Raw genomic sequence first — 25983 nt, 5'->3', positions numbered from 1 at the left:
AGCGGCGGTCGACCTCAAGGTCTCAGAAGCGCCAGAAGCGGACATTGGCGGCTTTGCAAGAACGCGACATAGAAGCTCGGCGTGGGCCTAGTTACTGATTGTTCGTTGAGTTCTGATCTAGGCCCGTCGCCGATGTTTGAACAGTTCACCTTCGATGGATAGTGCGAATGTCAGCCAAAGCGCCATACGATCCGACATCCGCAGTGTCGCCATCCATTCCGATGTCGAGATAGAGTTTTTTGTTCCTCCCGAGCTAACGGATTTGTTGGCGCCTGACGTCATCGAAGCAGGTCAGAACGCAATGTTCCACACACGACCCAGACCCCGCCATAGATGACAGCGAGGCCTGTCAGAATGGCTGCCAAACCTGAGACTTCCCAAAGGCTGGCACCCATGGCGTTCAGGCGAACAAAAGCCTGAACGGCAGCGGTAGACGGTGAAAAATGCGCGAGCCAGACAAGACCTTCAGGCATCATGAAATGCGGCCACGCAGCGCCGGACAAGAAGAACAAGGGCGCGGAAGTGCCGACCAGAACCTGCAAGACCCGTTCGTGGCGATCGAAAAGCGCGCCTAGAAGCAGACCCACAGCGGCGACCGCCGCTGAAAAAATTGGCGCTAGCAGTAGGACGCCGATCAGGTTGCCTGCGCGGGGATAGTCCTGAAACCAGAACACGAAACCGAAATAGAAGAGGCTGGAGGCTGTCCCAATCGCCGTAAGCGCCAGCCACAGACCCAAGCGCGCGCTGCGTTTCAGCCTAGCCGCGCCGGTCTCTCGACGCACGGCTGTGATCACGCCGGCTCCCAGCAATAGCGTCTGCTGCAAGATGATAAGACTGACCGCCGGCACGGCGTAACCGCCGTAGCCCTCCGTCGGGTTGAAGAGGGAAACCTGCTTCAGGGTCGGCGCTAATCTGACGGCGCGGGCGATATCAGGCAGCCCTTTCAACTGCGCCTCGGCGACCTGCGCTGTTGCGGCGGCGACGGCTCTGCCGACCGCTGTGACACGAACCAGATAACCGCCGTTCAGCCAGATGGCCACGCCCGTCGGCGCCCCCCTGACCAGATCGGGCTCAAAACGCTGAGGCAGGACGACGACCCCATCGACCACGCCCCGCCGCATCAGTTCAAAGCCCTCAGCAGGGGATGAAATCACGGCGGCGACCTCGATCTCGCGCGAAGCATTCAGGTCTTCGACAAGAGTGCGCGTCAGCGCGGTCTGCGTCGGTGTCGCTATGGCGATGGGCAGTCCCGTCGCGGCCTGTCCGGCATAGGCGGCCGGATAGTAAAAGGCGTAAAGGACGACGGCCAAGATCAGCAGACTGCTGACCGGCCGCGCACTCGGCAGGTTCCGGAACGTCGCGGCGAAGGCGGCGATAACGCCCTGTTGCGGAAGCGGAAAGTTCAAATCCTCAGGCTTGGGGACAAGACGCGCTCGTACCCGGATGAAAAGCGCCGATAGAAGAAGACCAATGACGGTGACGCCGCTCAGAATCATCAAGTCTCGCCATGCCGATGCGGAACTCGCACCCGTGACCAGCTGGCCCGTCTGCAGCCGTAGATAGTGCGTATAGGGAAGGATATCGCTCCAGATCCGGGCGAAGCGCGGCCCATGGTCCAACGGGAGAGTGCCGTTGGAAAAGGCGATAGCCGCGCCCGAATAGATGGCGGTGGCCGAGAACGCCATATCCACCTCGCCAAGCGCAGAGACCAGAAAAGCCGACAAGACAACGCTCACCGCCATCAAGGCGAGTATGCCAACGATCAGCAAAGGGAGAGAGCCTGCTACACCCCAGCCCCGGACGCCGCCGAGCCAGGCGATCCAGGCCAACCCCCACAGGCTGAAGATCACGAAGTGCGGAATGAGTCGCCCGATCAGAGCTGTCGTCGTGAAGCCGCCCATCTCGGCCTTGAAGCGTTTGAATGAGCCGCCCTGCATTTGCCGACCAACCGCCAACACCGCGGAACAAGCCGCCAGCAGATGAAGGACACCCGGCGCCAGAAGTCCGCCGAGAAAAAGCTCGAAGCTGAGCTGCGGATTGCCGACGATCGACACCTGAACAGCGGGGTGTTGCAATGCGGTTTCGGGCAATCCTCTCTGGCGCGCGCGTTCTTGCAACTGCTGGCCGGCCGCTGATGCGATGGCCGCGCTCTGCCCCAAGGCCGACAAGGCGCCGACCGTCTGGAAGGCGCCATTGAACGACACGGTCACCTGTTCCGGCCGACGAAACGCCCCGTCAGAAAAACCTGCTGGGAAATGAGCGACGCTGTAAATCTTGCCCCGTCGCATCAAGGCCATGGCCTCCGTCATCGTCGCCGGAGCATGGGTCACGCGAACACCGGCGCTCGCCTCCATGTTGCGAATTGCGGCGCGGCTGAAGACCGAATTGTCCTGATCGACCACGGCGACCGGGGCCTGACGGATCACTCCAGGGGCCAGCATCGTCGCGATGACCATCAGCAGGATCAGTGGCAGGCCAAAGGCGACGAACGCGTCCCACCGTCGGCTCACCAGGACGCGCGCCTCGTCCCAAACGGCCGATACGAAGACGGCCGCGAGGCGTTTCACCGTGCGGACCAATCGAACAGCACGCTCATGCCAGGCCTCAGGCCGCTGACAGGTCGAACAGGCTTGGCCTTGACCTGAAAGCTTCGCACGTCATAGCCGCTCGACTGCCGGGTTGAGCGCCAGGTGGCGAACTCGCCTTGAGGATTGATGGCGGTGATCCGGAAGGCGACGTCAGCGAGGCCGAGTGCAGGCACATCGCCACGCACGATCGCGCCGATTTTCAGATCGCGAAACTGATCCTCGCGCACACTGAACGTAACCCAAGGGTCGCCGATGTCCACGATTGTGAAGACTGGCACGCCCGTGAGCACGAGCTCGCCGACATTGGCGAAACGCTCCGCAACCTCGCCGTCGTTTGGAGCAAGCAGTCGTGTCTCACCCTGGAGGCTTTGGACCTCGGCGACTGCGGCCTGCGCGCCTTGCACATTGGCATCGGCAACGGATTTTTCCTGCGGCCGTGTCCCTGCCAACGCCTTCAGATACTGCTGACGGGCGGCTTCGGACTGCGAGGCTGTAGCAGCGCGAGCGGCTACGGCTTCGTCACGGCGTTGGGCGGAAATCACGCCTTCGGCGAACAGATTTTCCGCCCGCCGCGCAGTCTGGTCCGCCAAACGAGCCGTCGCCTGAGCGGCGCGCCAGACGGACTCGACCGACTTCACATCTTCGCGCCGAGCGCCTTCGCGGCTCATCGACTGAATGGCCTCACTCGACTGAAGCAAGGCCCGGGCCTGAGCCTCCTTTGCTGTAACCTCCGGGCTGCTCATCAGAGCCAACTCTTGACCTGCCTTCACCTGATCGCCCTCTGACGCCAGAAAGCGCTCCACGCGGCTCGGCACCTTGGTCGCTACGGTGAAGGTTTCGGCCTCTACCATGCCCTGAACCTGATCCTTGGCAGGACGGGCCGCAAGGAAGAGGCCAGCGATGATGAAGGCGAGCAGCAGTACGAGACCGACGACCACGATCACAGGCAGAACGCGTCGTCGTGCAGACGTACGACCGGCCGCAAAGGTCGGCGCACCGTTTGTCGGGGCATCGGCAAAGGGAGGCGTCTCGCTCATGGCGCGCTGATCCGATCTTCGCGTTGCAGATAGTCATTCAATGTCAGATCGCTTCCCGACGCCGCTAGCAGGGCGGCCAGGCTGAGATCATATTCGTAAGCTGCTGCTGCGCGTTGCAAACGCGCACCCCCCAGAAGATTGCGGGCGTCTACGACCGAGGTGGCAGTGGCCTCGCCTTCACGGAACCCAACCTCCTGAACTCTAAGATTCTCGCTGGCGGCCTGCAGGCTGCTGTCCATGCTCAAAAACTGACGACGCGCCAATTCCGCCTGATTATAGGCTCGCGTGACCAGCAATCGGGCGTCGTCTCGGGCCTGTCGTTCCACCTCCGCAGCAGCCGAGGCGTGAGCGCGCGCTGCGCCCAGCATGCGTCGTCGATCCACCGTCGAAATCAGAGTGTAGCGCGCGCCGATCCCGACCGCCCAATCCGGCTCGGTCGGCAGAGCGTCGTCTGGATTCAGATTGTAGGTTCCAAATGCATAGACGGACGGCTTCATTCGTGACGCCGCAAGATCGGCGCCCGCCTCAGCCAGATCGCGCCCGGCTTGGGCCTGCGCAAGGCGAGCGTTAGCCTGGCTTGCCTGGTCAAGAAACACGCCGGCTGGACCGACTGGGTCGCGGTTTACGAACAGGGGCGTGGTTGGAACGACGGCGCCATTGGTGTCAACAACCCTAGCGAGGGACGCCACGGCGTTGTCGTGCTCCAGTTCGGCCCTGTTGACCTGCCGCTGCGCCGCATCGCGGGCGACTTCGACCTGAAGCGTCTGGGCGTGGCTGAGCACGCCTTGCGATTCCAGCAGTCGAGCGTTGCGCAAATGCAGATCGAAGCCGTCACGGGTCTCGCGTGCGATCTTCAGCGCTTCGGCTGCCAGCACCTGGCCAAAGTAAGCCCGCGCCAGATTTACGTCCTCCAGACTGACCGCTTCCTGCTGTTTCGCCTGCGCCAGATCCACATTGGCCGACGCCGCTCGTCGTAAGGCTGGGATTGCGCCGCCGGTGTAGATCGGCTGAAGCGCCGTCACTGTGGGGCGAAAGGTCGTGTCGTCGATCTGCAGTCGGACGTCTTGCGGCAAGGCGGCGAAAAATTCGGGAAGCGCCGCTTCCAGCCGCTGACCGACACTCTGCAACATGTCACCCGGCACACCGGGCAAGTCCGCGATGAGCCCAGGAATGGCGGCGCCGAGCTCGGCCTGCGCGCGGTCCAGCGTGTCACCCAGCGAGAGATCGAATGTTTTGCGATAACGGATCAACTGAGCATCGAGCGCTACGGTCGGCCGATTCAGCCCGGCAGCCACATCCGCCTGGGCCCTCGCGGCCTGCATCCCATAGCCCGCAGCGCGACCGAGACTGGAATTGGAGCGCAAACGTTGTTGAGCAGCCGCAAAGGTCAGAGCGACTGTGGCCACGCCTTGGGCCGCCTCTTGGGGCGCGGCCTGAACTTGGGAGACCGCCGCAAGGGCGTTCGGCGCTGATCCGGCCAAAACGCCGACAGCAACTGAACCGATCCAAGCTGCACGCATCGTTTCACCCCGCCGTCAGGAACGACCAAATAACTCAAGCGCAGCCGTTACGTCCAGCAACTGGCGTTGCGAAATCGGCCAAAGGTCCAGCCCTATCCTCGTTATCGAGCGCACGCCGTTGAAAGTTAATTGGCTAGAAGCTGACATCCCTTAGTTCGCCTTGGAGTCAAAGGCGGCGGTAGAGACCAAATATGCGGCAAACACCAGCGGCCGAAACCGGCCGATCGTCGTCTTGCAGAAGCGTTTCCGGCCAGTTTCTGGCCAGCGCCCGCAGGCTGCGGTAGGCTAAATCATTGAGAAGAATGGTGGACGCGACAGGGATTGAACCTGTGACCCCTACGATGTCAACGTAGTGCTCTCCCGCTGAGCTACGCGTCCGCCGGTGCGGTCCGGACGCGGTGTCCGGACGGGAAGGGCGGTCCTATAGCGGCGGATATGGACCGCTTCAAGCCCCATCTGCCTTCGTCCGTGCGAAACCCGACGCGCCCTGCACGACCGACCGTCTCCGGTTAGGCGGCGACCATCCGTTCGACCTCGTTGACCAGGTCGCGCAGGTGCACCGGCTTGGACAGGACCTTGGCCTGGGGCGAGGCCTGGGCGGCCGTCAGGGCCACGGCGGCGAAGCCGGTGATGAACATGATGCGCAGGTCGGGCTGGCGGGCGGCCGCGACGCGCGCCACCTCGATGCCGTCGGCGCCGGGCATGACGATGTCGGTCAGCAGCAGATCGTAGGGGCCGTGCTCCAGGGCGTCGATGGCGTCGTCGCCGTTCTCGCAGTCGACGACCTGATGGCCCGCCCGCTCCAGCGCCCGTGTGAGAAAGCCGCGCAACGAACTGTCGTCTTCGGCCAGGAGGATGCGCGCCATGCGGAGGTAAGCCCTGTGAAACAGACGCAAAACCTAGGCCCGCAACGGTAAACCGCCGGTGAAATTCGGCGTCCGGCCGGCTTTCGTCCACAGCGAAACCGGCTATGGCAGGACATGACCGTCGGCGACGCGCCCTTTTCGATCACCCGGCCGCCGGCCGGGGCGCCGGCGACGCCGCTGGTCTTCGCCTCGCCGCATTCGGGCGACCGCTATCCGGCGGACATGGACGCCGCCCCCGGCCTGCCGCGCCACAGTCTGAGAAGCGCCGAGGACGCCTTGGTCGGGCGTCTGGTCGAGGACGGGCCGGCGCACGGCGCCCCGTTGATCGAGGGGCGGGTCGGGCGCGCCTATGTGGATCTGAACCGCGACCCGGCCGATCTCGACCCCGCCCTGATCGATGGCGCGGCGCCGGCGTGCGGGCCCAAGACGGCGGCCGGCTATGGCGTCCTGCCGCGGCTCGCCGGCGACGGCGCGCCGCTCTACGCGCGGAGGCTGTCGCTGGAGGAGGCGGCGGCGCGCGTGCGGACGGTTCACGCGCCGTACCACGCCGCCCTTCAGGATCTGATGCAGGCGGCCCACGCGCGGCATGGCCGGGCGCTGCTGATCGACTGGCATTCGATGCCGGCCCGCGCCGCCGGCGCCGACGTGGTGCTGGGCGACCGGCACGGCGCCGCCTGCCAGGCGCGTCTGAGCCGGCGGCTGCGGGCGCTGTTCGAGGGCCTGGGCTGGCGGGTGGGGCTGAACCACCCCTATGCGGGCGGCTGGTCGACCCAGCGCTGGGGCCGGCCGCAGCAGGGGTTCGAGGCCGTGCAGATCGAGATCAGTCGGCGGCTGTATCTGGATGAGGCGACGCAGCAGCCCAACATCGCCTGGCCGACGACCCGCCGCGCCCTGGGCCGCGTCATCGCCGCCCTGTGCGCCGAGGACTGGTCCGCCTGAGGCCGCCCGCGCGCGCAAAAAAAAAGCCGCGCCCGGAGGCGCGGCATGAAAAGTCTATAGGGAGGAAACGCCCAGGAAGGGCAAGACGCCCGAAGGCGTCGAGGACCAATCTAGGTTGCGATGCACAATGGGTCAAGGGCGTTGTGGGGCCGCCGGGTCACGCCGTGTAACAGATTTGCGCCATGATAGCGGTAACAAGGCGAGATTACGGCCATCTTCAGCCTCAAGACGTCTCGCCACTGCAAAATGATCGCTGATCACCCATCCAGCAGACGCCGGGCGTTGCGAATGGCGCGCGCCGCCGGCGACGCCTCCTGGCGATAGATCAGCAGGCTGAAGGCGGACACCACGCCCATCGCCAGCCAGACCGGCCCGAACAGCCAGGCCGCGGCCGCCAGCGCGAAATAATAGCCCCGCACCCCCTGGCTGAAGGCGGCCAGGGCCGGGTTCAGCAGCTGCCCCGCCGCGTCGGCGAAGGCCTTGCGGTCGGTCTTGTGGTGCACCTCCGGCGCGGCGCCGATCAGCGCCAGGGTGTAGTTCATCTGCCGCAGCGCCCAGATGAAGTCGAGAAACCCGCGGGTCAGGCAGACCAGCACCAGGGCCAGCTTGGCCTCCAGCATCTTCAGCGGCACGTTCTCGGCCCCGACAGCGGCGAAGCCGCGCAGCGCCGTCTCGCCCCCGAACAATATGCCCGCCACCGCCGCGATCAGCAGCAGGTTGGTCGAGGCGAAGAAGGAGGCGGAGTTAATCGAATGGCCCATCAGCTGGCTGTCGACCAGCTTCAGCTCGCGGTGGGTCATGGCGGTCATCCACACCGACCGCACATGGACCATGTCAGCGTTCAGCGACCCCCCGCGCCGGCTGATCGCCTTGAGGATGGGCGCATAGCCCAGCCAGCAGATGAAGAAGAGGGCCAGCGCCCCCCAGTCGAGCCACGTCATGACCCCACCCTGACGCCCGTCGGCGCCGGCGGCAAGGCCCCTCCCCCGGGTCTTGGCGCGCGGCATGGATCCAGGTCACGCTTGCCGTCGCGGCCTGACGGGCCTATCACCCTTCGCCTTTCGATTTTTGCGCCGCAACAAGAACAGAACCATGAACCTGGACGCCATCCCCGTCGGCCCGAACGCTCCCTGGGACGTCAACGTCGTCATCGAGATCCCGCAGGGCGGCCTGCCGGTGAAGTACGAGATGGACAAGGCGTCCGGCGCCCTGTTCGTCGACCGCTTCCTGCACACGGCGATGTACTATCCGGGCAACTACGGCTTCATCCCGCACACCCTGTCGGACGACGGCGACCCGTGCGACGTGATCGTGCTGAACCCGACGCCGGTGGTGCCGGGCTGCGTCATCCGCTCGCGCCCGATCGGCGTCCTGAAGATGGTCGACGAGGCCGGCGGCGACGAGAAGATCCTGGCCGTGCCGGTCGACAAGCTGAACCCCTACTACACCGAGGTCGCCAGCTACCGTCAGCTGCCCGCCATCCTGGTCGAGCAGATCGAGCACTTCTTCACCCGCTACAAGGACCTGGAGAAGGGCAAGTCGGTCACGGTCAAGGGCTGGGGCGACGCCGGCGAGGCCGCCGAAATGATCGCCAAGGGCATGCAGGCCCACCAGGACAAGCTTGCCGCCAAGAAGGCCGCCAACGCGGCCTGATCCCCGGCCGGCGGATCACGGCGTGGGCGGCTCCTCGGGCGCCGGCATCAGGATCTGACCGCCCGGCGCCGGCCCCGCGAGGGCCTCGGCGGGCGGGACGGTCGGGTTCGCGGGATAGCGCCCCCCGTCGAAGCGCAGCCGCGCCTCATAAGGGCGCGTCACGCCGCCGCCCGACACGGTGACCGCCAGGTCCTTCCACCCGTTCGTTGTGGTGTTCAGGACGCGGATGGGCGGATTGACCACCGTGGCCTCCATCACGACGCTGAATCCGTCGCCCTTGGGCGAAAGCACGAACAGGGCGCACCCGCCGCTGCCGCACCGATCCCTGTTCGTGGCGCGGACCAGGACCTCCTCGGCGCCGTCGCCATCCAGATCATGGCGGGCCGCGGCGTATTCCGTGACCGCATAGGTCTCGCGCATGAAGGCTGCGGCCGCGTCCTGCGACGACGGCGGTGCGGCGACGAACAGAAGGGCGGCTAGGGCGAGCATCGGCGTCTCCGGCGGTCGGTCTTCTGGACAACGCGGCGCCCCGGCCTTGGCTCCGGGCCTTTGCGCACCTTATCGGATGGGGCAATGTCGGCCTGCTGACCTAATGCCGGTTCAGGTGTCCGGCCAGAAAGCCACGTTCGGCCCCTGAAGACATTCGCGATGAGCCGAGCCGCCCCTCTGCCCCCAGGCCTCCAGCAGACCGTCGAACCTCCGGTGAGCCGATTTGAAAGCTGCCTTGCGCAATCCGGGTGTCAGCCTGACAACCTCCGGCATAGGAAGCCACAACTGACATTTATCCGCGTTAGGCTTCTGGTCAGCAGCGCCGTGCTCCTTCAGTTGAAGGCGGGTGGGAAGGTCAAGATGAAGTCGCGAACGTCCGCGCGTCGACCCAATGTGACGACGATGATTCTCTGGTCCGTCGGCAACGTCGGCATGCTGCCGATCGGCATTTTCTTGATGGTGATCGGGACCATGACCACCGATTCCGGGCTGACGACCTTCACCTCGGTGTTCGCAAGCCTTTCGTCAGCCCTGCCGATCGCTCAGGTCATCGCGACCGCGGCGTCGTGGATCGCGTGGCTGTTGAGGCGGCCCCTGATGACATGGGTCTTCATCTGCCTGCCGTTGGCTATTCTTCTGACGCTCGTCTTGCTGTTTGTCCTGGCGGTGACGACTGACATCGAGGGCGCGCGCTGAGCCTCGGGTGAGACACATCCGTCGTCGGCGTCGGGCCTGGCGCCCGAAATCCTCGGCGAAGGCGCGGCGCGGCGCCGCGCCTCTCCCGCAACGGTTCTGGACATCCTATCTCAGCGGCATGACCGATCTGTCTCCCCGCGAAATCGTCTCCGAACTCGACCGTTTCATCGTCGGCCAGCAGGACGCCAAGCGCGCCGTGGCCGTGGCCCTGAGGAACCGCTGGCGCCGGAAGCGGGTGCCTGAGGACCTGCGCGACGAGGTGACGCCCAAGAACATCCTGATGATCGGCCCCACCGGCGTCGGCAAGACCGAGATCGCCCGGCGCCTGGCCAAGCTGGCCGGTTCGCCCTTCCTCAAGGTCGAGGCGACCAAGTTCACCGAGGTCGGCTATGTCGGCCGCGACGTCGACCAGATCATGCGCGACCTGGTCGAGAGCGCCCTGGTCATGGTGCGCGACCGCCGTCGCGGCGAGGTGCGCGCGCGGGCGGAGGGCGCCGCCGAGGATCGCATCCTGGACGCCCTGGTCGGCCCCGGCGCCGGACCGGCGACCCGCGACAGCTTCAGGAAGAAGCTCCGCGCCGGCGAGCTGGACGACAAGGAGATCGAGATCGCCCTGGCCGACACATCCTCCCCCATCCAGGGGCTGGACCTGCCGGGCGGGGGCAATGTCGGCCTGCTGAACCTGTCGGAGATGCTGGGCAAGATGGGCGGCGGCCGCACCAGGACGGTCAAGCTGACCGTGCGCGACGCCACGGCCCCCCTGATCGCCGAGGAGGGCGACAAGCTGCTGGATCAGGAGAGCCTGACCAAGGAGGCCCTGCTGCTGGCCGAGAACGAGGGCATCGTCTTCCTGGACGAGATCGACAAGGTCGCCGCCCGGTCCGAGGCGCGCGGCGCCGACGTGTCGCGCGAGGGGGTCCAGCGCGACCTGCTGCCGCTGATCGAGGGCACCACCGTCTCGACCAAATACGGGCCGGTGAAGACCGACCACGTGCTGTTCATCGCCTCGGGCGCCTTCCATGTCGCCAAGCCCTCGGACCTTCTGCCCGAACTTCAGGGCCGCCTGCCGATCCGGGTGGAGCTGAAGGCCCTGACGCGCGACGACTTCAAGCGCATCCTGACCGAGCCCGAGGCCAATCTGATCCGTCAGAACCAGGCCTTGCTGGCCACCGAGAACGTGACCCTGACCTTCACCGACGATGCGGTGGAGGCCCTGGCCGACGCCGCCGTCGCCGCCAACGCCGCCGTCGAGAACATCGGCGCGCGGCGCCTGCAGACCGTGCTGGAGCGCGTCCTGGAAGAGACCAGCTTCAAGGCCTCGGACCTGTCCGGCCAGACGATCGCCTTCGACGGCGACGCCGTGCGCGACAAGATCGGCGACCTGGCCGGGAACGCGGATCTCAGCCGGTTCATCCTGTAGGGAGCCAAAGCCCCTCGCCAAGCGTTGCCGGGCCATGACCACGGCCGCGCCCTTCATCGATCTGCGCCGCGAGCGGGGCTACGCCCGCGACCTGGGCCGCGCCTTCGCCGGCGCCCTGATCTTCAACATCCCCCTGCTGATGACGATGGAGATGTGGGAGCAGGGCGTGGTCATGGACCGCTGGCGGCTGCTGGTCTTCATCCTGGCCGGCCTGCCCCTGCTCTACGGCCTGGCCTATTACGCGGGCTTCTCAAAGCGGCGCGGGTTCAGGAACGACGTGCTGGACACCGCCGTCGCCCTGGCGGTCGGCTTCGTCACGGCCTCGGTGCTGCTGATCCTGTTCGGCGTGGTGCAATGGGACGCCCCGCCGCGCGAGGCGCTCGGCATGGTGGCGCTGCAGGCCGTCCCCGGCGCCATGGGCGCGCTCCTGGCACGCCGGCAGATGAACGGCGACGGCGGCGGCGACACGGACGAGGACCAGGCCTCCTATTTCGGCGAACTGTTCCTGATGGCGGCCGGCGCCCTGTTCTTCGCCATGAACGTGGCCCCGACGGAGGAGATGATCCTGATCGCCTACAAGGCCACGCCCGTCCACACCCTGGCCCTGATCGCGGTCTCTCTGGCCCTGCTGCACGCCATTGTCTTCAGCGCGGGCTTCGCCGGCCAGGAGGAGGCGGACCATCCGGTGACGGCCTTCTTCCACTTCACCCTGCCCGGCTACGCCATTGCGCTCGGGGTCAGCCTGTTCGCCCTGTGGATCTTCGGCCGCGTCGACGGCCATTCGCTGGAGGGGGTGGTCCAGACGATGATCGTCCTGGGCTTCCCCGCCGCCATCGGCGCCGCCGCCGCCCGCCTGCTGGTCTGAACCCATGCCCGTGAAGAAGAAGCCCGCGCCCCGCTCGACCCGCCCCGTTCTGCAATGGGTCATGGCCGCCGTCGGCGCCGTCGTCACCCTGTCGGCCGTCGGCATCGTGGTGTGGGAGGCCCTGCAGCCCTCGGCCCCGCCGGCGCTCAGCGCCCGTATCGTCGCGGTGGAGACCACGCCCGCCGGCCACGTCGCCGAGATCAAGGTCGTCAACGACGGGGACGACACCGCCGCCGCCGTCGACATCGAGGGGGTTCTCGGCGACCAGACCGCGACCGCCAGCCTGGACTACGTCCCCGGCCACGGCCACGCCAAGGCCTATCTGCGCTTCGACGCCGACCCGCGCGCGGCGGCCGTCTCGGTCAAGGGCTGGTCGGCGCCCTAGGGGCCCGGCCTCAGGCGGCCTGGGCGAGAGCGGCCTGCTGCATGCGCGCGACCGTCTCGCGGGGCGAGGCGGCGCCGCCGACCGTGTCGCGCAGCGTGTCCGCCAGCGCCGGCGTCACGCGCACGCTGGCCATGGCCCAGCCGGTGAAGTCGCGTTGCGCGATCGGCGCGCGCTCGACCACCACCACCTCGTCGTGGCGCGGATCGTCCGCCAGCCGCCGCATCAGCCGGTCCAGATCCTGCGCCGCGCCCTCCAGCACCTGCAGGAAGCGGCCGTCGTGGATCATCAGGGCGCCGGTCAGACCGTCGCGCGCATTGTTCCGCTGCGACACGGCCAGGATCTCGACCTGCATCATCAGATTGTCGGCGTTTCCGCGCGCGCGGCTCGTGTAGAGAACACGCTCCAGGTTCAGGCCCATGTTCTCGCCGATCGTCTTCGCTGGCGCGCAACTCGCGCCTGCCCCACCAGTAATGGAGAAAAACTAACAGAACTCCAACGACTTGTGTACGGCGCCGGACAGCTCGACATCCGGCCGCGCGCGGGTTAGCCTGCAGGCGTTCTCCGGGGGGTCGCATCCGAGCGGCTGAGATTGGCGTAGTCGCCTGACCCGTCGAACCTGATCCGGGTCATGCCGGCGAAGGGATGAGCAACGCTTTCGGTCCTCACGCCACAGGACCCCTCGCGCCCGACGTCGGCGGACCTCAAACCGTTTGAGGCCGCCATGAACATCCAAGTCACGCCCCCCGCGAACGCTCAAGAGGCTCAGGCAGAGGGCGGCCGCGTCGCGCTCGACAGCCTGCCTCTGAAGGACGCCCGCGAGCAGGTGATGCGAGAGACCGGCGCCATCCCGACCGGCGAGCGGGCGGGCAGCCGCAAGGTGTACGTCCAGGGCGAACTCTACCCCGACATCCGCGTCCCCTTCCGCGAGGTCGCCGTCCACCCCTCCGCCAACGAGCCGCCGGTGACCATCTATGACTCGTCGGGCCCCTACACCGACCCGACCGTGACCATCGACATCCGGCGCGGCCTGCCGCACGTGAAGTCGTCCTGGCAGCTGGATCGCGGCGACATCGCCCCCGTCGCCAACCCGCGCGAGGTCAAGCCCGAGGACAACGGCCACGCGTCGGGCAAGAACCTGGCCCCCCGCTTCGACACCTCCAACCACCGCGTCTTCAAGGGCGTCGAGGGCCGCCCGGTGACGCAGTACGAATACGCCCGGGCCGGGATCATCACGCCCGAGATGGAATATGTCGCCATCCGCGAGAACCTGCGCCGCGAGCAGACCGCGCCCTGCATCCGCGACGGCGAGGACTTCGGCGCCGCGATCCCCGACTTCGTGACGCCCGAGTTCGTGCGCCAGGAGATCGCCCGCGGCCGCGCCATCATCCCGCACAACATCAACCACCCCGAGGTCGAGCCGATGATCATCGGCCGCAACTTCCTGGTGAAGATCAACGCCAACATCGGCAACTCGGCCGTCCTGTCCAGCGTCGACGACGAGGTCGACAAGCTGGTCTGGGCCACCCGCTGGGGCGCCGACAACGTCATGGACCTGTCGACGGGCCGCAACATCCACAACATCCGCGACTGGATCATCCGCAACAGTTCCGTCCCCATCGGCACCGTGCCCATCTATCAGGCGCTGGAGAAGGTCGGCGGCGTAGCCGAGGACCTGACGTGGGAGGTGTTCCGCGACACCCTGATCGAACAGGCCGAACAGGGCGTGGACTATTTCACCATCCACGCGGGCGTGCGCCTGCCCTTCGTGCCGATGACGGCCAAACGCGTCACCGGCATCGTGTCGCGCGGCGGCTCGATCATGGCCAAGTGGTGCCTGGCCCACCACAAGGAGAGCTTCCTCTACGAGCATTTCGAGGACATCTGCGACATCATGCGGGCCTATGACGTCAGCTTCAGCCTGGGCGACGGCCTGCGCCCCGGCTCCATCGCCGACGCCAATGACGAGGCCCAGTTCGCCGAGCTCCGCACCCTGGGCGAACTGACCAAGATCGCCTGGGCCAAGGGCTGCCAGGTCATGATCGAGGGCCCCGGCCACGTGCCGATGCACAAGATCAAGCAGAACATGGACGAGCAGCTGAAGCACTGCCACGAGGCGCCCTTCTATACGCTGGGCCCGCTCACCACCGACATCGCGCCGGGCTACGACCACATCACCAGCGCCATCGGCGCGGCCATGATCGGCTGGTTCGGCACGGCCATGCTCTGCTACGTCACGCCCAAGGAGCATCTGGGCCTGCCGGACCGTCAGGACGTCAAGGACGGCGTCATCACCTACAAGATCGCCGCCCACGCCGCCGACCTGGCCAAGGGCCACCCGGCCGCCCGCCTGCACGACGACGCCCTGTCGCGCGCCCGGTTCGAGTTCCGCTGGGAGGACCAGTTCAACCTGGGCCTGGACCCCGAGACGGCCCGCAAATACCACGACGCCACCCTGCCCAAGGAGGCCCACAAGACCGCCCACTTCTGCTCCATGTGCGGCCCCAAGTTCTGCAGCATGAAGATCAGCCAGGACATCCGCGACGCCGCGGCGGCCCAGAACGACGCGGGCGCCAGCCTGGCCGAGGCGGAGGCCGGCATGGCGGAGATGTCGGCCAAGTTCCGCGCCGGGGGCGGGGTGGTGGAGGTGAAGGTCTAGATTTGAACCTTGGGCAAAGCCGAGTGCCCGCCGACGATCTGAGAGCCCAGCAGTTTCTCGTAGCTTAGGGCCGCTCTCACGGAGCCCACATCATCGAGCTTATCCTTTACTGCTACGACAAAGTTCTCCGCGGCAGTTTTCAGAACGGCCAACCGCTCAGCGTTCAAGACCCGCATTCCCGGGGGAGCGGTTCCGGCCTTGTCCACGATGTTGGACGGATGGACGATCACCGCCGTTGCCTTGCACGTGTGGTCGTATGTTTCACCAAACCACGTGAGCGATCCACTCACTTGATCGGTGTAGGCTTTGGAAATGGTCGGGCTTGTCGCTTCGCTCTTACAAGGCAGTAACAGATAGTGATTTTCTCCGATCCCCCAGAGAACATCCAGATACGCAATGCCAAGCTTTTCAGGTCTTTGGGATCGAAAACCTAGATGTAATCCAAGCTCCTTCAGCGCCTCCTCAACATCTTCTGCCGTATCATCTCCAAACCGCAAACGGTCCAGCACACCCCTCATTCCAATCACCAAGGCATTTGAATTCTTGTATTTATCTGTCAGATAGTGCGCAGCCTGACGCGCTTGATCCATTCCTGCTGTATCGACACGCGGATAGGTCACACCGCGAAGCGGTTTGAGGGTCATGGCGTTGCGCTCGTGCGCTCCGGCCAGAATAGACTGACTTTGAACCTTGTCGGTCGGATGCACGACCTCAGCGACCTGCTCCAGCAGCCAACCTTTCAGCGTGTCTGATTCGGATTCCTGATAGGCCGACCGTAACGCGGCCTCAGCTTTATCGGGTCGTCCCCGGCGGCTGGCCTCAAATGCCTCTCTCTGAGCTACTGAGATCGCGTCCACTTCAATGCTGCTCGGGTTGTTCACTTCGATGACAGCATTCTTCGCTGCCGCCACCCATTGCGGATCACGCTGCAGTACGGCCTCCACTACGCTGGCCATCTCATCAAGACCTTTCTCCTCGATCTTCTTCGCAAGCTTTCGAGATAGGTTAAGCTGCGCGCGGGTTGATGCTGAGAAGAATTCTACGGCGCCGGCGGCATAAAGTGAGGCCAAGAGTTGGGACCCCATGAGCATGACGACACAGTAGTCGTTACCCGCGCGAATGCCGCGCCCCATGCCTTGCTCAATTCTCTGGATCTGGTTGGTGCGAAATCGTTTTGACGATTCCAGGATGGATTGTTCGTATCGATCGACCAAGCGTCTAGCGTCTGGAAGGCCGTCAACAATCAACAGACGACATGAATCATTAGGGAGGTCCACACCATCGTACCGGTTGACCATCACGACGAAATTGCCGGAACTTTGCCGTAAAGTCTCCACGCCTTCCACTATTGTATCTGCATCAATGATTTTGCTAGCTACAGGTCGCCAGAACTCAGCTCGTTTGAAGGAAGGCACGATCACTACGACGTTGCGAGTTTTTGCCTGCGCTGCAGCAAAGTCGCGAATATCGCTATCCGTGACAGACGTGTTGATCTCCTGCGGGATCAAGATAAGCCGCTCACCGATGTCGGATCCGCTTGCTGGGGCTATCGGGTTCGCAACTGCCGAACTCTCGGCATTGAAGCTCGATACGAGAACGCTGTCGTCAGCCAACGTGGCGGTCATATAGATCCGCCGCCTCGCCTTGCCAAAACTCGGAATAGACGAGACTGGTAGACATCTGGGCGCGATCTCAATGGCGGTCGCATGCATGTGGCAAAGGCATTGGGACAGGCAATCCCGCAGGAGGGGCCATTCCCACTCCACTTCTTTCAAGTTGCTATTGGAGACTAATAGTCTAGCGACAATCTCCATCTTGTCTTGCCAAGCCCAATACGGAACGCGGGCGAGCGCGCGCCTCTCGCCCTGATCGATCTCAGCTGCGGTGGCAATTGATTGCTGCTTTAGATCGGCTCGGAAGAGATCTAGAAGTTCAGTATAGAGCGGCGACGTGCGTGGGATCGTAACAGTGAACTTCTGTTCGGCTCGCGCGATACATGCATGCGCGTCATCGATGATTACGCTGCCTATCTCAAGCTTTGACCCTTCACCTCCGACCCCGAACTTTGATTTCCCATTGAACAGAGTATCAATCGGGATAACCAGTATCGCTCTGCCGTTCAGAAAATGAGGCGAGCGCGGATCTTCGGCAGTTTCGATGCCTAGATCGCGGGCTTCCGCGATAACTTGGTCGCAAAGGTAGTGATCCGGACAGACGTAGACAGCGGGCCCTTGTTGATCGTTGAGGCAGGACTTCAACACCAACAGACCAACAACGGTTTTCCCGCCGCCGGTATTCATCTTGATGACGGTATCCTTCTCGTCTTTTCTGGAGTGCCACTTTTCAAGAACCTGCCCCTGCACATTCCGGAGGTACTCGTACCTAGGCGCACGTTTGGGAAGAGCATGAAAAATTTTCTGAGGCTCGGAAACGGTATCAACCGTTGGGCCTAGGTCCAAGTCATCAAACAGGCCCATGAAACCTCTTGGGGGAAAACTGAATCCTCGTGGCAGCCATCAAGCTTAGACCTGTGGCGTTTGGATGGGAATAGCTCTCAACCAAGGGGTGTAGAAGCGCGCGGAAAACGGGACGCACTCATTTCCTGCCTATTCTCGCACTATGCCCACCCTCGCCTCGCGGCGCGGCAGCGCGCGCCCTGCCGCGAAGCGCACCATTTTCTGCATCCTGCCCACATCGCCTTCGACGCGCCGAGTCCCCGGTCGCTTCGCGCCGGAGGAGGGAAGGCGGAGCCTCCGCCATCCTAATTCCGTCGCTCCGGCTGCTGAATTCCCTCGCCTTTTCGCCGTCGAACGCCAATCGACCTAACACCCCTCCCGGCCGACCCATAATGCCCCGGCCCCGCCGCGGGGGCGGATCGGCGTCGGAGGGGCGCATGGAACGGGACGAGGATGGCTGGCCAGGCTATGGCCCAGGCGCGGACGGATCGGGCGCCGACGGATCGGGCGTCGACGACGATCGGGCGCCCTATGACTATTGGGACGGTCGCCTGACCAATGAGGACTTCGTCGACCGGCCCCCAGCGGCGGCGTCGCCAGAGGCCGCGTCGCCCGAGGCCGCGCCCCGCGACCCGGGGCGCCCCCTCTACGACGGGCGGCCCATTCGCGATCCCTATGACCGGGGCGGCGGCTATCGCCGCGTGTCCGATGCGGTGTGGGACCAGGCGCGCGAGGACTATCTGGCCGGAGAGGCGGCCGACATGGTGTGCGCCCGTCACGGCCTGGCCCTGTCGACCTTTCGCCAGCGCGCCCGGGCCCAGGGCTGGCGCCGCATCGACCAGCCCGATCCCGAGCCGGTCGATCTGGAGGCCGAGGAAGAGGCCGGCCTGCCCGACTACGCCCAGATGGCGCGCCACGCCCTGGTGCGGCTGAACCGCGCCGTCCTGCGCGGCCGGGCCGCCGAGGCCGCCGGCTGGATGCGGCTGCACATGCGCCTGTCGGACCTGGCCCGCGCCGCCGAGGCGACGCCCGAAACGCCCAAACCGGCTCCGAAACCCGCCCCGAAACCCGCAAAGACCCCCGACCCCCAGGCGACCGCGATCGCCAAGGCCCGCACCGTCCAGACCCTGGTCCGCGCCGTCGCCGACCTGGACCCGGCGGACGCGACCGGCCGGCGCCTGATCGACAAGAGCCTGGAGGTGCTGGACGCCCTGGACCGGGCGCCGATTTCAGACGATTCACACCATTCAGACGGTGCTTTTCCGACGGCGGGGTGTGAAACCGGCCCGCCGTGATCTTCCTTCTTTCGTCATTCCGGGCGAAGCGCAGCGAAGACCCGGAACCCAGCGGCGCCGAAGGCGAAATCTATCCGTCGCGTGATGTTTGAAGGCCTGATCTGCGACAGGTTCGCGCTCTCGCGCGCCTCCCCCGGTCCGAGCTTCGCTCGGCCGGAGGATGACGATGGGGTCCCCCGGTCTGCGCCGCTGCGCGGCTAGCCGGAGGATGACGAAAGGAAGGCCTACGCCTCCTTTGCGATCTGTCGCAGCGCCTGTTCGAAGGCCGAGGCCGGCTGGCCGCCCGAGATCAGATACTTGCCCTCCACCACCACGGCGGGGACCGAACTGATCCCCCGCGAGCGCCACAGCTCCTCGGCCGCGCGCACGGCCTGGGCGTAGCGGCCCGAGGCCAGCACCTCGCCCGCCTCGGCCCGGTCCAGCCCGGCGGCCTCGGCGGCGCGGGTCAGGACGCCGGCGTCGGTCAGGTTGCGGTTGTCGGTGAAGTGGGCGGTGAACAGCGCCTGTTTCAGCGCCTTCTGCTTTTCGGGCGCCGTCTCGTGGGCCCAGTGCAGCAGGCGGTGGGCGTCGAAGGTGTTCCAGATGCGGCTGTCGGGGCCCATCCGCATGTCGAAGCCGACCTCCGCCGCGCGGGCCTTGATCATCTCGCGGTTGGCGGCGGACTGTTCGGGGGTGGCGCCGTATTTGCGGCCGATGTGTTCGACGATGTTCTCGCCTTCGGGCGCGATCTGGGGGTTCAGTTCGAACGGCTGAAAGGCGATGTCGGCGGCGACGCCCTCGGCCTTCAGCGTCTCCAGCGCGGTCTCCAGCCCGCCCAGGCCGACCACGCACCAGGGGCAGACGACGTCGGAGACGAAGTCGATCTTCAGGGTCTTCAGCGGGGCTGGGGTCGGGGTCTGGGGGGCGGTGTCGGTCATCGGCGCGGCCTTCTGGAACAGCAGGTGTTGCGATGGGATATGGCGACGGGGCGGGCCGGCGCCAGCCCCCCTCGCCGCCCCTATCGCCTCAGTCCAGTTCGCGCGGCGCGCGGATCCTTCGCCAGCGCGCCTCCACGAAGGCGAAGGCGCCGAAGGCCATCAGCCCCGCCGCCGTCAGCCCCAGGATCCACGATCCGCCGGGCTGGGCCTCCAGCGCGTCCAGCGCCCCGGCCGTGCTCGTCACCTCGCCCGCGCGGGCGTGCAGCCCGGCCAGGATGACGAAGACGCCCAGCGGCAGATAGGCGAAGCCGCGCGCCGCATAGCCCGTCCGCGCCAGGATCGTCGCGGGCCGGCAGAAGGATTCGGGGCAGGCCAGGGCCCCGTCGAAGTCGTCCCGGAAGGCCCGGACGATGTTGCCGATCCCGACCGCCAGGATCGCCAGCCCGGCCGTCGCCAGCAGGGCCCCGCCGAAGGGCAGGCCCAGCAGCATCGCCGCCTTCTCCTGGTTCTCGGCCACGCTCTCGGCCTGGTCCGCGGCGGCGCTGGCCGCCTCGCCCACCTCGTCCAGATACTCGAACACCCCGGCCGCCAGCACGCCGTAGAAGACCCCGCTCAGCGCCTGGCCCGCCCGCGTCGCCCAGCCCTTCAGGTCCGCGCCCTCATGGTCCGCGTCGAACACCGCCTGCAGCGCCCGCCAGCCGACGAAGGCCCACAGGCCCACGCCCAGCAGCACCAGCCACAGCCGGCCGAACGGCTGCTCGGCCAGCCAGCCCGCCGCCCCGCCCGTGCCGACCGCGTCGCCGATCCGGTCCGTGGCCGCCAGCAGCGTCAGCAGCCCCGCCGACAGGTAGACGAAGCCCCGCGCCCCGTAGCCGACCCTGGCGGCCCACTCGACCAGGGTCGAGGGTTTCGGAAGACGGCGATGGCGACGGAGGGCGGCGAAGGCGGGCATCGCCGCCTAACGCCCCGCGCGCCGCAATGGCTCCGTCTGTCGACATCCGACAGACAAGCGGCGCCGTCTCGCCCTAGGTTTCGCCGACCAGGGGGTTCCGTTGCGTATTTACGAGCTTCATTTCTTCGACGACGAGGGGCGCCGCCCGCTGCTGGACTTCCACGACGGTCGGGACGACGACGACGCCCTGCGCGCCGCCGCCGCCCTGCTCCGCCAGCACGCCTCCTGCAGCGGCGTGGAGGTCCATGACGGCCAGCGCATCGTCGGCCGATTGGAAAAAGATGAACATCGTTCTTTGTGACCGCATCCGTACGTCCGAAGCGATTTCAACGACTTGTCCCCAACCGTTGCGATAAAATACTGCTACGCTGTGTCAGGTTCTGACAGACGGGTTCCCTCAATCGTCTTAAGCGCGAATTCATGCGCCATCATCCGCCGGGAAATCTCCTGATCCGGGAACTCGACTCCGACAACCGCGAAGCCCTGCTGGCGATCGCGACGCCGACCGAGTTCGCCCCCGGCCACGTCTTTTCCGAGCCCGACGACCTGATCGAGCACCTTCACTTCATCGACAGCGGCTTCTGCTCGTCGGTGGCGGTGCTGGAGGACGGCCGAACCGTGGAGACCCTGATGGTCGGCCGCGAGGGGGTGCTGGGCGTGATCGCCTCGGCCACGCCGCAGCGCGCCCACACTCGCGCGGTGGCCCAGGTCGCCGTGTCGGCCCAGCGGGTCGAGGCGCTGCGCTTTCGCGCCCTGGCGGCCCAGCGGCCCGCCATCCGCGACGTGGTGGCCGACTACATGGCCCGCCTGCAGGGCGAGCTGGAGCAGTCCAGCGCCTGCAACGCCCTGCACCACGCCGGCCAGCGCTTCGCCAAATGGCTGCTGCGCTGTCACGACCGGGTCGACGGCGACACCCTGAGCCTGACGCAGGAGTATCTGGCCTCGATGCTGGGATCGCAGCGGACCACGGTCAACGAAGCGGCCCAGGGGCTGCAGAAGGCGGGGGCCATCGCCTATTCGCGCGGCCGCATCACCGTGCTGGACCGCGCCGCCCTGGAACGCGCCGCGTGCGAATGCTACCGCGCCGGCGACGTCTTCCGCGCCAGGGCCGCCGACTAGGCGCGAACGCCCGCTCTGGTCTTTCGGCCCGCATCGCTGTAAGAGGCGCGCGCTCCCTGCACGCCTTTCCATGACCAGCGGCCGCCCGTACGCCGGCCGCGCCTTTCCGCGATACTCAAATGAACCTGCGCAACGTCGCCATCATCGCCCACGTCGACCACGGCAAGACCACCCTGGTGGACCAGCTCCTGGCCCAGTCCGGCGTCTTCCGAGCCAATGAGGCGACGACCGAACGCGCCATGGACTCCAACGACCAGGAGAAGGAGCGCGGCATCACCATCCTGGCCAAGTGCACCTCGGTGCTCTGGAACGGCAAGGCCGGCGAGACGCGCATCAACATCATCGACACGCCCGGCCACGCCGACTTCGGCGGCGAGGTCGAGCGCATCCTGGGCATGGTGGACGGCTGCGTCATCCTGGTCGACGCCGAAGAGGGCGTCATGCCCCAGACCAAGTTCGTGCTGACCAAGGCGCTGAAGATGGGCCTGCGCCCGATCCTGTGCATCAACAAGGTCGACCGCGCCCACGCCGATCCGGACCGCGTCCACAACGAGACCTTCGACCTGTTCGCCGCCATCGGCGCGACGGACGAGCAGCTGGACTTCCCCCACATCTACGCCTCGGGCCGCAACGGCTGGGCGACGCTGGACCTGAACCAACCCAACGACAACCTGGCCCCCCTGTTCGACCTGATCGTCGACCACGTCCCGCCGCCCAAGGTGCAGGAGAACAAGGACAAGCCGTTCCAGATGCTGAACGTGCTGATCGAAAGCGATCCGTTCCTGGGCCGAATCCTGACCGGCCGCATCGAGAGCGGCAAGGCCGTCCCCGGCATGGCGATCCACGCCCTGGACCGTGAAGGCAAGGAAATCGAGCGCGGCCGCATCACCAAGGTGCTGGCCTTCCGCGGCCTGAAGCGTCAGCCGCTGGACGAGGGTTCGGAAGCGGGCGACATCGTCGCCATCGCCGGCATGTCCAAGGCGACCGTGGCCGACACCCTGTGCGCCATGGAAGTCACCGAAGCGCTTCCGGCCCAGCCGATCGACCCGCCGACCATCTCGATGACCGTCTCGGTCAACGACAGCCCGCTGGCCGGTCGCGAAGGCGACAAGGTCCAGTCGCGCGTCATCCGCGACCGCCTGTTGAAGGAAGCCGAGGCCAACGTCGCCATCCGCGTAACCACCACCGAGGGCGGCGACGCCTATGAGGTCTCGGGCCGTGGCGAACTGCAACTGGGCGTGCTGATCGAGAACATGCGCCGCGAAGGCTTCGAGGTGTCGATCTCGCGTCCGCGCGTGGTGTTCCAGGAAGGCGAGAACGGCGAGAAGCTGGAGCCGATCGAGGACGTCATGATCGACGTCGACGACGAATTCTCGGGCATCGTCATCGAAAAGCTGTCGGCCCGTAAGGCCGAAATGACCGACATGGGCCCGTCGGGCGCCGGCAAGACCCGCATCCAGCTGAAGTGCCCGTCGCGCTCGCTGATCGGCTATCAGGGCGAGTTCCTGACCGACACGCGCGGCTCGGGCGTGCTGAACCGCGTGTTCAGCCACTACGAGCCCTACAAGGGCGCCATCGCCGGCCGCCCGAAGGGGGTGCTGATCTCCAACTCCGACGGCGACACGGCGGCCTTCGCCCTGTGGAACCTGGAGGACCGGGGCGTGATGTTCGTCGGCGCCGGCGAGAAGACCTACCAGGGCATGATCATCGGCGAGAACGCGCGCTGGGACGACCTGGACGTCAATCCGATCAAGGGCAAGCAACTGACCAACGTCCGCGCTTCGGGCAAGGACGAGGCCGTGCGCCTGACCCCGCCGCGCCAGATGTCGCTGGAGCAGGCCATCGCCTATATCGACGACGACGAGCTGGTCGAGGTGACGCCGAAGTCCATCCGCCTGCGCAAGCAGACGCTGAACCCGTCGTTCCGCAAGAAGCGCGTCCGCCCCGAATAAGGACGCCCAGCGCCCAATCGATCAGGGGAGCCGCGCCGCGGCTCCCCTTTTTCGTGTCAGTCCATCAGCTGCTGGGCCAGATAGACGTAGTGCCGGGCCCAACGGCGCGCGTTGGCGACCGGATCGGCGTCGTTGGAGTGACCGCCGGCGGTGTCCTCGTAATAGAGGTGGTCGTGGCCCTGGGCGCCCAGGCGGGCGGCGAACTTGCGCGCATGGCCGGGGTGGACGCGGTCGTCGCGGGTGTTGGTGGTGACATAGACGCGCGGATATTCGACGTCCGGGCGCAGCTGCTGATAGGCGGAATATTTCGCGATCCACGCGGCTTCTTCGGGAATGCGCGGGTCGCCGTATTCGCCGATCCAGGACGCGCCGGCGGGCAGCTCGTGATAGCGCAGCATGTCGATCAGAGGGCTTTCGATCACCGCCGCGTTGAACAGTTCGGGATGCTGGGTGATGGAGACGCTGGTCAGCACCCCGCCGTTCGACCGGCCGTAGATGCCCAGGCGACGCGGGCTGGTCACGCCCCTCTGCTCCAGGTCGCGGGCCACGGCGGCGAAATCGTCGAAGGCGCGCTGGCGGTTTCCATCCAGCGCCGCCTGGTGCCAGTCGGGCCCGAACTCGCCGCCGCCGCGGATGTTGGCGTTGACGAAGACCCCGCCGCCTTCCAGCCACAGCTTGCCCATCTCGGGCTTGTAGGCCGGGTTCATCGACAGCTGGAAGCCGCCGTAGCCGAACAGGATCGTCGGGTTGGATCCGTCCAGCTTCATCTCGCGCGGGCGGGTGATGAAGTAGGGGATCTTCGTGCCGTCGGTCGAGACGGCCTCATACTGCTCCACGACATGGGTCGAGGCGTCGAACTTGGCGGGGGCGGACTTGAGCTCAGTGAGACCGTCCGAGCCGATCGAGGCCAGGCTGAGGGTCGGGGGCGTCAGGAAGCCCTGGGTCGAGACGAAGACCTCGCCCTTCGACTTGGAGGAGTCTCCAAGGCCCACCGCGATATTTTCCGGAATGGCCACGTCCTGCCGGCTCCACCCCGACTCCCCGCGGTTATGGAAGACGGCCAGGCGGCCGGCGACATTGTCCGACAGCGCGGCGACCACGTGCTGGTCCAGCACGCGCACCGCCCCGAGGGACTGCCGCGCCGCCGGCTTGTAGATCATGGCGGCCTGATTGCTGATGGCGACGTCGTCGCCGGCTTGGAGGCTGGCCAGGGGCATCGAGAGCAGCGAGCCGGGCTTGTAGTCGATTCCCCGAAAGCGCCAGGCCTCGTCGTTGGAGAAGATCAGCAGGTCGCCCTGGGCGCCGAAGACGCTGACGCGGTCCGGCAGGGCCAGACGTGTCGTCGCGCCGTCATGGGCGACGCTCCACGTTTCCGAGCGGAAGGTGTCCAGCGGGCGGGTGATGATCACCGCCGTCACCTGGCCGTCCTTGTTCCGGTAGACGGCCGGGCTGACGCCATAGCCGCCGTCGCCCTGTTCGCCGCGATACACCTCGGTCGCCTGAGCCAGGGTCTGACCGCGCTTCAGCGTCTTGACGATGAAGGGATAGCCGGACTCGGTCATGGTCCCGGCGCCGAAGTCGGTGGCCACCAGCAGGGTGTCGCGATCCAGCCATTCGATGCGGTGCTTGCCCTCGGGCAGGCTGAAGCCGTCGTCGAGGAAGGTCTTCGTCGTGGTGTCGAACTCGCGCACCACCACTGCGTCCTTGCCGCCGTCCGACAGATTGATCAGACAGCGGGTCTCGTCCGGCGCCAGGCAGTCGGCGCCCTTGAACACCCAGTCGCGGCCTTCGGCCCTGGCCAGCGCGTCGATGTCGAGCAGCGTCTCCCACTGGGTCGAGGCGGTGCGGTAGCTGTCCAGGGTGGTGCGCCGCCACACCCCCTTGGGATTGGCGGCGTCCTGCCAGAAGTTGCCGATCCCGTCGCCCAGGAAGGACGGCATGGGGATCCGGTCTTCAGCGGTCAGGATGGCCAGCGCCTCTTCCCGGAAGGTTTCGTAGCGGGGGTCGCCGGTCAGGGCGGCCAGCGACTTCCTGTTCTCCTCGGCGACGAAGGCCATGGCCTCGGCCCCGTCCACCTGTTCCAGCGCCAGATGGTCGTCAGCCGCGGCGACGCCCGCCGGCGTCAGGTCGCGGGGGAAGTGGGGCGGCGGCGCGCGCTCGGCCCGGTGCGCGGGCGCG

Annotated in this window: 22 protein-coding genes, 1 tRNA gene and 1 riboswitch; of the genes, 10 read left to right on the top strand and 13 right to left on the bottom strand. The window is 66.3% G+C overall.

The annotated features are described in order from the left end of the window. Positions 1 to 278: 278 nt before the first annotated feature. The 5 genes from ACE3PU_RS13525 to cpdR form a co-directional block, all read right to left on the bottom strand. Positions 279 to 2567, bottom strand: coding sequence for an ABC transporter permease (locus ACE3PU_RS13525; protein WP_374390627.1), 2289 nt, complete (start codon positions 2565 to 2567; stop codon positions 279 to 281). Beyond that, the gene (locus tag ACE3PU_RS13520) at positions 2564 to 3625 is read right to left on the bottom strand and encodes an HlyD family secretion protein (protein WP_374390626.1); all 1062 of its coding nucleotides are present in this window, start codon (positions 3623 to 3625) and stop codon (positions 2564 to 2566) included. The genes ACE3PU_RS13525 and ACE3PU_RS13520 overlap by 4 nt, the downstream gene beginning before the upstream one ends. Then, a complete protein-coding gene (locus tag ACE3PU_RS13515) occupies positions 3622 to 5145 on the bottom strand; it encodes a TolC family protein (RefSeq protein ID WP_374390625.1) in 1524 nt (507 codons plus the stop codon). Before ACE3PU_RS13515 ends, ACE3PU_RS13520 begins: the two co-directional genes overlap by 4 nt. A 303-nt stretch (positions 5146 to 5448) precedes the next feature. After that, positions 5449 to 5523 (bottom strand) — tRNA-Val (locus ACE3PU_RS13510). Between the two features lie 131 nt (positions 5524 to 5654). Continuing rightward, entirely contained in the window at positions 5655 to 6011 is a 357-nt protein-coding gene (gene cpdR / locus ACE3PU_RS13505) for a cell cycle two-component system response regulator CpdR (RefSeq protein ID WP_374390624.1), read from the bottom strand. Between the two features lie 114 nt (positions 6012 to 6125). On the opposite strand from cpdR, the gene ACE3PU_RS13500 reads away from it, so the two are divergent. Then, entirely contained in the window at positions 6126 to 6950 is an 825-nt protein-coding gene (locus tag ACE3PU_RS13500; RefSeq protein WP_374390623.1) for an N-formylglutamate amidohydrolase, read from the top strand. Positions 6951 to 7207: 257 nt separating this feature from the next. Here the strand turns inward: ACE3PU_RS13500 and ACE3PU_RS13495 are convergent, their stop codons facing one another. Continuing rightward, positions 7208 to 7891, bottom strand: a complete 684-nt coding sequence (locus ACE3PU_RS13495; RefSeq protein WP_374390622.1) for a DUF599 domain-containing protein — start codon at positions 7889 to 7891, stop codon at positions 7208 to 7210. 151 nt (positions 7892 to 8042) lie between these two features. Between ACE3PU_RS13495 and ppa the strand changes: the two genes are divergently transcribed. Further along, positions 8043 to 8603 carry an inorganic diphosphatase gene (gene ppa / locus ACE3PU_RS13490; protein WP_374390621.1) on the top strand — a complete coding sequence of 187 codons (561 nt, stop codon included), beginning with the start codon at positions 8043 to 8045 and terminating at the stop codon, positions 8601 to 8603. Between the two features lie 15 nt (positions 8604 to 8618). Here the strand turns inward: ppa and ACE3PU_RS13485 are convergent, their stop codons facing one another. Then, positions 8619 to 9092 carry a hypothetical protein gene (locus ACE3PU_RS13485; protein WP_374390620.1) on the bottom strand — a complete coding sequence of 158 codons (474 nt, stop codon included), beginning with the start codon at positions 9090 to 9092 and terminating at the stop codon, positions 8619 to 8621. Between the two features lie 402 nt (positions 9093 to 9494). On the opposite strand from ACE3PU_RS13485, the gene ACE3PU_RS13480 reads away from it, so the two are divergent. From ACE3PU_RS13480 to ACE3PU_RS13465, 4 genes are all read left to right on the top strand, one after another. Continuing rightward, positions 9495 to 9788 carry a hypothetical protein gene (locus ACE3PU_RS13480; protein WP_374390619.1) on the top strand — a complete coding sequence of 98 codons (294 nt, stop codon included), beginning with the start codon at positions 9495 to 9497 and terminating at the stop codon, positions 9786 to 9788. A 118-nt stretch (positions 9789 to 9906) separates the two neighbouring features. Next, positions 9907 to 11208: an ATP-dependent protease ATPase subunit HslU gene (hslU, locus tag ACE3PU_RS13475; RefSeq protein ID WP_374390618.1), complete on the top strand. Its 1302-nt coding sequence runs from the start codon at positions 9907 to 9909 to the stop codon at positions 11206 to 11208. A 34-nt stretch (positions 11209 to 11242) separates the two neighbouring features. Continuing rightward, entirely contained in the window at positions 11243 to 12073 is an 831-nt protein-coding gene (locus ACE3PU_RS13470; protein ID WP_374390617.1) for a TIGR02587 family membrane protein, read from the top strand. Between the two features lie 4 nt (positions 12074 to 12077). Continuing rightward, on the top strand, positions 12078 to 12458 hold the full coding sequence (locus tag ACE3PU_RS13465) for a hypothetical protein (RefSeq protein WP_374390616.1): 381 nt from the start codon (positions 12078 to 12080) through the stop codon (positions 12456 to 12458). Between the two features lie 10 nt (positions 12459 to 12468). Here the strand turns inward: ACE3PU_RS13465 and ACE3PU_RS13460 are convergent, their stop codons facing one another. After that, positions 12469 to 12876: a BLUF domain-containing protein gene (locus ACE3PU_RS13460; RefSeq protein ID WP_374390615.1), complete on the bottom strand. Its 408-nt coding sequence runs from the start codon at positions 12874 to 12876 to the stop codon at positions 12469 to 12471. 134 nt (positions 12877 to 13010) lie between these two features. Beyond that, positions 13011 to 13119: riboswitch (TPP riboswitch) on the top strand. 165 nt (positions 13120 to 13284) lie between these two features. On the opposite strand from ACE3PU_RS13460, the gene thiC reads away from it, so the two are divergent. After that, entirely contained in the window at positions 13285 to 15114 is a 1830-nt protein-coding gene (gene thiC / locus ACE3PU_RS13455) for a phosphomethylpyrimidine synthase ThiC (protein WP_374390648.1), read from the top strand. On the opposite strand, the gene ACE3PU_RS13450 is transcribed toward thiC, so the two are convergent. Beyond that, the gene (locus ACE3PU_RS13450) at positions 15111 to 17591 is read right to left on the bottom strand and encodes a DEAD/DEAH box helicase family protein (protein WP_374390614.1); all 2481 of its coding nucleotides are present in this window, start codon (positions 17589 to 17591) and stop codon (positions 15111 to 15113) included. The genes thiC and ACE3PU_RS13450 overlap by 4 nt on opposite strands. A gap of 416 nt (positions 17592 to 18007) precedes the next feature. On the opposite strand from ACE3PU_RS13450, the gene ACE3PU_RS13445 reads away from it, so the two are divergent. Next, the gene (locus ACE3PU_RS13445; RefSeq protein WP_374390613.1) at positions 18008 to 18865 is read left to right on the top strand and encodes a hypothetical protein; all 858 of its coding nucleotides are present in this window, start codon (positions 18008 to 18010) and stop codon (positions 18863 to 18865) included. 224 nt (positions 18866 to 19089) lie between these two features. Here the strand turns inward: ACE3PU_RS13445 and ACE3PU_RS13440 are convergent, their stop codons facing one another. The 3 genes from ACE3PU_RS13440 to ACE3PU_RS13430 form a co-directional block, all read right to left on the bottom strand. After that, positions 19090 to 19782, bottom strand: coding sequence for a DsbA family oxidoreductase (locus ACE3PU_RS13440; RefSeq protein ID WP_374390612.1), 693 nt, complete (start codon positions 19780 to 19782; stop codon positions 19090 to 19092). 88 nt (positions 19783 to 19870) lie between these two features. Next, on the bottom strand, positions 19871 to 20734 hold the full coding sequence (locus ACE3PU_RS13435; RefSeq protein WP_374390611.1) for a DUF1206 domain-containing protein: 864 nt from the start codon (positions 20732 to 20734) through the stop codon (positions 19871 to 19873). A gap of 73 nt (positions 20735 to 20807) precedes the next feature. After that, positions 20808 to 21023 (bottom strand): hypothetical protein, encoded by a 216-nt coding sequence (locus ACE3PU_RS13430; RefSeq protein ID WP_374390610.1) that lies wholly within the window; start codon positions 21021 to 21023, stop codon positions 20808 to 20810. 131 nt (positions 21024 to 21154) lie between these two features. Here ACE3PU_RS13430 and ACE3PU_RS13425 point away from each other — a divergent pair, with 131 nt between their 5' ends. Next, positions 21155 to 21853 carry a Crp/Fnr family transcriptional regulator gene (locus ACE3PU_RS13425; protein ID WP_374390609.1) on the top strand — a complete coding sequence of 233 codons (699 nt, stop codon included), beginning with the start codon at positions 21155 to 21157 and terminating at the stop codon, positions 21851 to 21853. A gap of 119 nt (positions 21854 to 21972) precedes the next feature. After that, positions 21973 to 23805, top strand: coding sequence for a translational GTPase TypA (gene typA, locus ACE3PU_RS13420; protein ID WP_374390608.1), 1833 nt, complete (start codon positions 21973 to 21975; stop codon positions 23803 to 23805). A gap of 56 nt (positions 23806 to 23861) precedes the next feature. On the opposite strand, the gene ACE3PU_RS13415 is transcribed toward typA, so the two are convergent. Beyond that, positions 23862 to 25983 (bottom strand): prolyl oligopeptidase family protein (locus ACE3PU_RS13415; RefSeq protein ID WP_374390607.1); only part of this gene is annotated, 2122 nt, incomplete at its 5' end.

The sequence above is a fragment of the Brevundimonas sp. genome (genome assembly GCF_041911375.1).
GTDB lineage: Bacteria > Pseudomonadota > Alphaproteobacteria > Caulobacterales > Caulobacteraceae > Brevundimonas.
This window is presented reverse-complemented; position numbering and strand designations above follow the sequence as displayed.